At 71.1% G+C, this 8,292-nt stretch carries 9 protein-coding genes and 1 tRNA gene; 6 read left to right on the top strand and 4 right to left on the bottom strand.

Features of this window, described 5'->3' with window-relative positions; translation table 11 throughout:
- On the top strand, positions 1–488 hold a 488-nt coding region (locus BKI49_RS18380; protein ID WP_095935365.1), incomplete at its 5' end, for a bifunctional DNA primase/polymerase.
- A 56-nt stretch (positions 489–544) separates the two neighbouring features.
- Positions 545–1,099, top strand: a complete 555-nt coding sequence (locus BKI49_RS18375; protein ID WP_095935364.1) for a hypothetical protein — start codon at positions 545–547, stop codon at positions 1,097–1,099.
- 222 nt (positions 1,100–1,321) lie between these two features.
- On the opposite strand, the gene BKI49_RS18370 is transcribed toward BKI49_RS18375, so the two are convergent.
- From BKI49_RS18370 to BKI49_RS18360, 3 genes are all read right to left on the bottom strand, one after another.
- Positions 1,322–2,311 carry a DUF5926 family protein gene (locus BKI49_RS18370; RefSeq protein WP_095935363.1) on the bottom strand — a complete coding sequence of 330 codons (990 nt, stop codon included), beginning with the start codon at positions 2,309–2,311 and terminating at the stop codon, positions 1,322–1,324.
- Between the two features lie 476 nt (positions 2,312–2,787).
- Positions 2,788–3,333 (bottom strand): ATP-binding protein, encoded by a 546-nt coding sequence (locus tag BKI49_RS18365; RefSeq protein WP_373557560.1) that lies wholly within the window; start codon positions 3,331–3,333, stop codon positions 2,788–2,790.
- A 204-nt stretch (positions 3,334–3,537) separates the two neighbouring features.
- A complete protein-coding gene (locus BKI49_RS18360; protein ID WP_095935361.1) occupies positions 3,538–4,347 on the bottom strand; it encodes a glycerophosphodiester phosphodiesterase in 810 nt (269 codons plus the stop codon).
- Positions 4,348–4,603: 256 nt separating this feature from the next.
- On the opposite strand from BKI49_RS18360, the gene BKI49_RS18350 reads away from it, so the two are divergent.
- From BKI49_RS18350 to BKI49_RS18340, 3 genes are all read left to right on the top strand, one after another.
- On the top strand, positions 4,604–6,100 hold the full coding sequence (locus BKI49_RS18350; RefSeq protein ID WP_095935360.1) for a S1C family serine protease: 1,497 nt from the start codon (positions 4,604–4,606) through the stop codon (positions 6,098–6,100).
- 46 nt (positions 6,101–6,146) lie between these two features.
- A tRNA-Ser gene (locus tag BKI49_RS18345) sits at positions 6,147–6,231 on the top strand.
- Between the two features lie 196 nt (positions 6,232–6,427).
- Entirely contained in the window at positions 6,428–6,640 is a 213-nt protein-coding gene (locus tag BKI49_RS18340; protein WP_095935359.1) for a DUF4287 domain-containing protein, read from the top strand.
- Positions 6,641–6,660: 20 nt separating this feature from the next.
- On the opposite strand, the gene BKI49_RS18335 is transcribed toward BKI49_RS18340, so the two are convergent.
- The gene (locus tag BKI49_RS18335) at positions 6,661–7,539 is read right to left on the bottom strand and encodes a bifunctional DNA primase/polymerase (protein WP_095935358.1); all 879 of its coding nucleotides are present in this window, start codon (positions 7,537–7,539) and stop codon (positions 6,661–6,663) included.
- A gap of 372 nt (positions 7,540–7,911) precedes the next feature.
- Between BKI49_RS18335 and BKI49_RS18330 the strand changes: the two genes are divergently transcribed.
- Positions 7,912–8,217, top strand: a complete 306-nt coding sequence (locus BKI49_RS18330) for a hypothetical protein (protein WP_095935357.1) — start codon at positions 7,912–7,914, stop codon at positions 8,215–8,217.
- Positions 8,218–8,292 lie beyond the last annotated feature (75 nt).

The raw sequence follows: 8,292 nt of genomic DNA, 5'->3' as shown, positions 1-8,292 counted from the left end.
TGCCCGGTGCCCACCCCTTCGACCCCGGCCTCCTCGCGGCCACCACCGACGAGCGCATGGTGCGCTGGTGGTGGACCAACCGGCCGTCGGCATCCGTCGTGCTGGCCACCGGCGGCAAGGCCCCGTGCGCGGTGAGCCTGCCGGCTCTCGCGGCGGCCCGTGCCCTCGACGCCCTCGACCGCAAGGGCATGCGCCTCGGCCCGGTCGTCGCGTCCCCGACGCGCTGGTCGATCCTCGTCGCGCCCTACTCCATGGAGCAGCTCGGCGAGCTCCTCTACGCGAAGGACTTCGTCCCCGGCTCCCTGCGCTTCCACGGCGAGGGCGGCTATCTCGCACTGCCGCCGTCCGAGACGGGCCAGGGCCAGATCCGCTGGGAGCGTGCCCCGCTGCCCGGCTCCGCCGCCCCCTGGGTGCCCGACGTGGAGGCCGTCGTGGACGCCGTCGTGGAGGCACTCACTCGTACGGGTGTGAGCGCGCCCGAGTTGTAGGAGCGCCCGGCGCGCGGTCGACCGCGCGCCCGCCCGCGCTCGTTATCTTCCCCTTCATGAACCTTCGCCTGCTCGCACTCGCGGGCGTAGTGGCGTTCACGGTGGCTCTCCCGCTCGCCGTGGCATCCGCGGGGCCCGTCGCGGACGCCGGAGATCCCGGCCGCGACGGCGCCGCGGCCGCAGGGACCCCGGGACGTGACGACAAGGGGACGGCGGCTCCCGTCCCCACCCGGTCGCCCCGGCTGCTGGGACTCGGCCTCGCCACCGCCGCCCGGTGCGGTCCCGAACTCTCCTCCCCCGACGGCATCGAGGCCCAGACCTGTGTCCTCACGCAGGGTGAGGACACATGGGCGCGCACGTACTACCGCAACGCGACCGGCGACGAGCTGAGCTCCGTGCTGACGTTGATGGGGCCCGGCGGGCGCACCGTGCAGATGAACTGCGCGGTGGGCGCGGAGGACGATCCCGGGGTCTGTGAGACCCCCAGGGAACGCACCGACGGCGACGTGGGGGGCTATTCGGCGGTCGCGGAGTTCGCGGAACGGACCGCGGCCGGAGGGCCGCTGCTGCTGCGCTCGGGGAGCAACTCGGGGCAGTGGCAAGGTGGTTGATGTCGCGCACGGTTGCGGACATGGAAAGACCCGGTTGCTGGCGACGGGGGATGCACCAGCAACCGGGCTACTCGAACGGTAACAAGAGATCGGCGGTTCGCAAATTCGATCTCGGCTATTCGGACACGGATTTACCTGTCACAACGGGGAGTTGTGACAGGAGTCACCCGTTCTGTGGGGCTCTGCCCAGCTGACCGGTCGGTCAGTTCGGCTTCCTGTGGGTCAGCTGAGTGTGACCTGTCGGTTGGTGAGGCCGCCGCGCGCCCTGCGCTCCTCCGCGGTGAGCGGTGCGTCGGTGGCCAGGGCGGTGGCGAGGCGCTCGGCGAACTCGGCCGCGGGCTTCTCGATGTCGTCCGCCGTGACGCTCGTCGGCAGGTCCCAGACCGGCACCGTGAGCCCGTGGGCACGGAAGGAACCGACCAGACGGGTGCCCTCGCCGAGGTTCGAGCGGCCGGCCGCGTGCAGCCGGGCCAGCGCGTCCAGAAGCTGCTCCTCCGGGTGCGGCATGACCCAGCGCAGGTGGTTCTTGTCGGGGGTCTCGCACCAGTAGGCGGCGTCGACCCCGGCGAGCTTCACGGTCGGGATGGCGGCGGCGTTGGCCCGCTCCAGGGAGGCCGTCACGTCCGCCGTCGCGTTCTCCGCGTCCGGAACCCAGAATTCGAAGCCGCTGTGCACAACTGGCTCGAACGCGCCTTCGGGGGCGAGCAGGTCCTGGAGTCGCGGGCCCTCGGCGGGCGCGCGCCTGCCTTCGACCGGAGTGCCCGGCTTCGCGGTGAGCGCGCGCTGGAGGGTGTCGGCGAGGTCGCGGCTGATGTCGCCGGACGCCGTGTCGTTCTGCAGGCCCAGGAGCACCGAGCCGTCCTCGCGGCGCAGCGCGGGCCAGGCCATCGGCAGGACCGTGGCGAGCGTGACCGACGGGACGCCCTCGGGCAGGCTCTCCTTGAGGTTCAGCTCGACCGTCGCGGCGGGCACCAGCTCGCGCAGCGCGACCCAGTCGCACTCGCCGGGCAGTCCCTCGAAGGGGCGCTGCACCAGCTCGGTCACGGCGTGCGCGGCGGCCCGGCCGTGGCAGGCCTTGTAGCGGCGGCCGCTGCCGCAGGGGCAGGGCTCGCGAGCGCCCACAACCGGGACGTGCCCATCGGCGCCTGCGGCGCGGGCCCCGGCTTTCGAGGTGGGCTGCTTGGCCTTGGTGTGGGGTCGCTTCTTGGCCATCGTGGGTGTCTCCCGATCACGGCTCGTCTCGTACGGGCGCGAGCCTAGCCGTTCCTACGTGGGCTGACGGGACCCTGTGGACAACGCACCGCGTCGTCCCGGAGCCGGTGATTCGGTCCGCGTGCGCCACGACCGGCACGTCCGCTCCGTCCACTCCCCGCCCGGCGGTGTCGCCGCGTCGGCGTGTCCCCGTCGGTGATTCCGAAGACGTGATCCCCGGCGGTGACCCCGAGGGTGTGTCTCCGGAGGGTGACGCCGAAGGCGTGCGTCCGACGACGGCCCCGGGAGCGAGACTTCGAGGGCGTGTCCCCGGCGACCGGGAGTGTGTCCCCGCAGCGACCGGGAACGTGTCCCCGGCGGTGACCGAGGGCGTGTGCGTCCCCGAAGGCGTGCTCCGAGGCGTGCCCCGATGACCGTGCTCCCGCCGGCGCGGTCCCGGCGGCCCGCTTCCCTTGCGCCCCGGAGGGCCGGTGTCCTCAGCCCAGTTCGTCGAAGGCGTCCGCGAAGTCCAGCTCCGGTATCCCCGCCGACACGTTCGGTGACGCGACGCGCGTAGCGAAATCATCATGCCTGCGCGCGGATTCCACGTCGTCCTGGACGACGACCCACACCGTGACCTCGCCGCGGACGTCGTCGCGCACACCCCAGTCCTTGGCCAGTGCCGAGATGATGTTCAGCCCGCGGCCGCCGCGCGCGGTGACCGAGGGCGTTGCCGGAACGGGCCGGGTCGGACCACCGCCGTCCGTCACTTCGACGACGAGCCGTCCGGACGTATCGACGCGCCACGCCGCACGGACGTCGCCGTCACCTGCCAGGGCGTCACCCAGCGGCCTGCCGTGCCGGCAGGCATTGCTGAGCAGTTCGGAAAGGATCAGTACGGCATCGTCGATGACCGAGTCCGCCACGCCACCGGTACGCAATTGATCACGCATACGGTGTCTTGCTTCCCCCACGCCCGCAGGACCATGGGGTACGGCCATGCTCGACGACGTGGGCACCTCCTGTGCCACCACCAACGCCACCCCCGAGACCTCCTTTGCCCCACGCCACGTTGTGGATGCCCCTTTGGACTGGACCGGAAACCGGCCAATCAACGTCTACTGACGCACTCGTAACGATCGAATACGGAGCGAACGCGCCGGTGCACTCCCCGTAATCGCGTGACTGGATTTCGGTGGTGATGTCCGGGGTTCGTGGAGGCCCCTGCCTGGGGGAACGTGGTGGGATCAGCGGCCCAACTGGCGCAGGACGGCGCGCGGCCGGTTGGTGATGATGGCGTCGACGCCCAGCTCAACGCAGAGATCGACGTCCTCGGCCTCGTTCACCGTCCAGACGTGCACCTGGTGTCCGGCTCGTTTCAGCCGTTCGATGTAACCGGGGTGACTGCGTACGATCCGCATCGAGGGGCCCGCGATCCGGACACCGGCGGGCAGCCGTCCGTCGCGCAGGCGCGGGGAGATGAACTGCAGCAGATAGACCGTGGGCAAGTTCGGCGAGGCGGCCCGGACGCGATGCAGTGAGCGCGCGGAGAAGCTCATGACACGTACAGGTGACTGGGCGGGGGTCTCGGGCGCGTCCAAGCCGAAACGCTTCAGCAGGACCAGCAGCCGCTCCTCGACCTGGCCGGCCCAGCGGGTCGGGTGCTTCGTCTCGATGGCCAGCTCGACGTGGCGGCCCGCGTCGGCGACGAGTTCGAGCAGCCGCTCCAGGGCGAGGACGGAGGTGTCCTCCGGGTCCCCGGGTCCGTGCTCCCAGTCGGGGGCCTCGTCGCGGTTCTTCCAGGATCCGAAGTCCAGGGCGGCGAGGTCGGCGAGCTCCAGGGCCGAGACCGCTCCGCGGCCGTTGGACGTACGGTTGATCCGGCGGTCGTGCACGCAGACGAGATGGCCGTCGGCCGTCAGGCGCACATCGCACTCAAGGGCGTCCGCACCGTCCTCGATCGCCTTCCTGTACGCGGCCAGCGTGTGCTCGGGAGCGTCTTCGGAGGCTCCGCGGTGGGCGACGACCTGGATGGGGTGCTGTCGTGCGAGGGTCACCGCGTCATGGTGCCACCGTCGTGCGGCAGGCGTGAGGCCGAGGAGGCGGGGATCCGTCCGTTTCGCCAGACTGGTCCGATATAAAGGATGGTCGCGGACCCACAGCCACCGCTTATGGTGCTCTGACGGCCGGTGGGAAAAGCTGACGTCGTACAAAAGCGCATGCACAGCTGAATCGCGCCGGACCGTCGACAAGCGTGAGTGAGCGTGACCGAGTGCGACCGAGAACAACAGCCGTGGATCTAGGAGTAGAGCTGTGAGCACCGAGAACGAGGGCACTGCAGTACCCCCGGCCCCGTCCGCACCTCCCGTGCCGGTGGAAACTCCCGCTGCCTCCGCGCAGGCCACTGCGCCCGAGGGGGGCGCGCCGACCGCTCCGATCCCGGTGGTGCCTCCGAGCGCCCCCGGCGCGCCGGAGCAGGCACCGGCGCCCGCGCAGCAGCCGGCGTACGCGCACGCCGGAGTCGGGTACGGCGCCGCACCGCACGGGCAGGGCGCCGGAGTCCCCGGATCCGCCGCCGAGGCGGGCTGGCCGCCTCCGCCGCCGCCCACCCCGTCGTACGCGGACGGTGGCGGCTCGGGCCACGGCGGCTGGGGCTCCTCCTACCAGCAGCCCGCACCGAAGCCCAAGAACGGGCGCGGCGGCCTGGTCGCCGCCCTCCTGGTCGCCGCCCTGGTCGCCGGCGGCGTCGGCGGTGGCATCGGCTACTCGCTCGCGAAGAACAACGACGACTCCACCGACTCGACGACGGTCTCCGCCCCGAGCGGCAGCGGTGACGTCAAGCGTGCCTCGGGCACCGTCGCCAACGTGGCGGCCAAGGCGCTGCCGAGCACCGTGACGATAGAGGCGCAGAGCTCGAACGGTGAGGGCGGAACCGGCACCGGCTTCGTCTTCGACACCCAGGGCCACATCCTCACCAACAACCACGTCGTCGCGGACGCGGTCGACGGCGGCAAGCTCACCGCGACCTTCCCCGACGGCAAGAAGTACAACGCCGAGGTGGTCGGCCACGCACAGGGCTACGACGTCGCGGTGATCAAGCTGAAGAACGCGCCGTCGGACCTGAAGCCGCTCGCCCTCGGCAACTCCGACAAGGTGGCCGTCGGCGACTCCACGATCGCGATCGGCGCGCCCTTCGGCCTGTCGAACACGGTGACCACCGGAATCATCAGTGCCAAGGACCGCCCGGTGGCGTCCAGCGACGGCAGCTCCGGCAGCAAGGCCTCCTACATGAGCGCCCTGCAGACGGACGCCTCGATCAACCCGGGCAACTCCGGCGGCCCGCTCCTGGACGCGCAGGGCGCGGTCATCGGCATCAACTCCGCGATCCAGTCGAGCAGCGGAGGCGGCCTCGGCGGCAGCAGCCAGTCCGGCTCCATCGGCCTGGGCTTCGCGATCCCGATCAACCAGGCGAAGAACGTCGCGCAGCAGCTGATCAAGACCGGCGAGCCGGTCTACCCGGTGATCGGCGCTTCGGTCTCCCTGGAAGAGGGCACCGGCGGCGCGAAGATCACCGAACAGGGTGCGAGCGGCTCCGACGCGGTCACCTCCGGCGGCCCCGCGGACAAGGCCGGCCTCAAGCCCGGCGACGTCATCACCAAGCTCGACGACCACGTGATCGACAGCGGACCGACCCTGATCGGCGAGATCTGGACCCACCGCCCCGGCGACACGGTCAAGCTCACCTACACCCGGGACGGAAAGACCCAGACCGTCGACGTCACCCTGGGACAGCGCGAGGGCGACAGCTGAGCGGTTAGTCTTGTCCCCGCGCCGTCGACGATCGTGGACGGCGCGGGGTGGGTTGCCCGAGCGGCCTAAGGGAACGGTCTTGAAAACCGTCGTGGCGCGAGTCACCGTGGGTTCAAATCCCACACCCACCGCAGCAGTTCGGCACGTGTGCCGAACCGAAGGGGTGTCTCTCACCGAGAGGCACCCCTTCGGCCTGTGCGGGGCGGTTCTCCGGCGCGCAGCGATGAGTTTTCCCCGCTCGCGCGGTCGTATCAGCAACCAGTCGGAGTGCGGCGGCGTGCCGGTGCTCCGAGACCGCTTCCCGCACACGGATGGGACACCGCCGACATGACCGAAGCCGTGAAGGGCCCCGCCAGCTACTTCCCCTCCATAGAGAAGAAGTACGGGCGGCCCGTCGCCGAATGGAAGGACCTCATCCGGTCCTCGCCGCTGACCAAGCACATGGAGCTCGTGTCCTGGCTCAAGGCCGAGCACGGGCTGGGGCACGGCCACGCCAACGCCCTGGTCGCCCACACCCTCGCCGAGGACAGCGGCAAGTAGACGCTCCGGCGCCGCCGCCGTCAGCTTCGCCGTGGCGGTGCCGGAGCCGTCATCCGTGCCGCCGAGGCGATCGTCGAGCGGGCCTCGCGTTCGGTGAGACCCGTGCGGACGGCGGCCTCCACGAGAGGGTCGGTCAGCTCGGTACCGATGCCGTTCTCGTACGCGCGGCAGGCGGCCCAGAACAGGCGGGTGTTGCGCTGGCCCTCGTGGGCGGCGAGCACGAACTGGACGAGCCCCTGGCCCTGCCTGCCGGTCGCCGGAGGCGCGGGAGGGTGCCTCCGGGGCGGGGGCGCGAGCAGGCGCAGGAGCTCGCTCGGGCAGGACGCGGGCGCCAGACGGGCGGTGCCCGGTGCGGTGCTGTAGACGCCGTGGTCGGTGCGTGAGCCGGGGCCGACGAGGTAGCCGCCGGCGCCGCGGATGTCGATGCCCGGGGCCAGGCGGCCGGCGGAGTTGGGGACGACGAGGTCGGGCGGTCCGCTCAGCCAGAGGTGACGACCGCCGCTGGGGGTCAGGACGACGACGGTCTCCGGGATCGTGAAGAGGTGGCGCAGGGCCAGTTCACGCAGGGCGGCCGACGAGTCCGTGCCGGATTTGGTGTCCAGGTCGATGCCGATGAGGTGGTGGGGGTGCAGCCCGCAGGCTATGCCGTAGCCGGTGGCCCAGGGGGCGGCGGCGAACAGTTCTCGGATGCGCCGCGGGTCGGCCGACGCGTCGTACACGCCGTGCCCGAAGCGGCCGCATTCGCCGTGGCAGGGGGCGGGGTCGGGGTCGTCACGGTGGGGGGAGCGCAGGGCCGGGAGCTTTGTCCGGGACAGCGGGATCACCGCCAGCCCGCGCTCGGCTGCGGACAGGGCGTGGGCCAGGGCCAGGGTCGTGGCCTGCCGGTCGATGGTGGCCATGCCTCCATGTTCGTACGAGTGTTCGAAAAAAGGAAGGGCTTCCCGGACACGCGCGGGTGCGGGGTGGCCGACGGGTGTGATTGGCCGAAAACGTGCCGGAACGCTTCACCCCGTGCGGCGTCTGGGATTGAGCGGTCAGTCGCGGGCTGAGCAGGGATTTCTCGGGCAGGAAGGGGGTTTATCGACATGTCCTCACGCTTGAGGGGGAATCAGGGCTTCCGGGGTGGTTCGCCGGGGATCCGCTGGGCAACTCTGGAGTCGCGACGTCGTGCACAGCGCCGAGGCGGTCGGCCAACTGCCTTGGAACAAGCCGAATTTCACGTACATCCCGGTTCATCGCCGGTGCGTACAACCGGTTCTGGAGGAACTCACATGGCAAGCATCCGTACCGCCCGCGTTCTCGCCGCCGTCGCCGCCCTGCCTCTCGCGGCCGCCCTCTTCACGGGCGTCGCGGCAGCGGACAACGGCGCCTTCGCGGACGACGGATCGAACGCGGGGGTGGCGACCGTCGGCCGCAGCGGAGTCGGTCACGACAACTTCGGCAACTCCTCCACCACCCAGCAGCAGGCGGTCGGCTCCGGAGCCTCGAACCAGAGCAATACCGCCCAGGTGAACGGCTCGGCCTTCACCGCCATCGACCAGTCCACCGCCGTCATCAACTTCACCAACCTCTGGTGAGCCGGGGGCCGATGCGCTCCCATCGGCCCGGAACATCCAGCGTGTGGTTGTGCTCTGTGGGGTGGTAGCGCGTCT

This window comes from Streptomyces sp. Tue6028 (genome assembly GCF_002300165.1).
Lineage (GTDB): Bacteria > Actinomycetota > Actinomycetes > Streptomycetales > Streptomycetaceae > Streptomyces > Streptomyces siamensis.
This window is presented reverse-complemented; position numbering and strand designations above follow the sequence as displayed.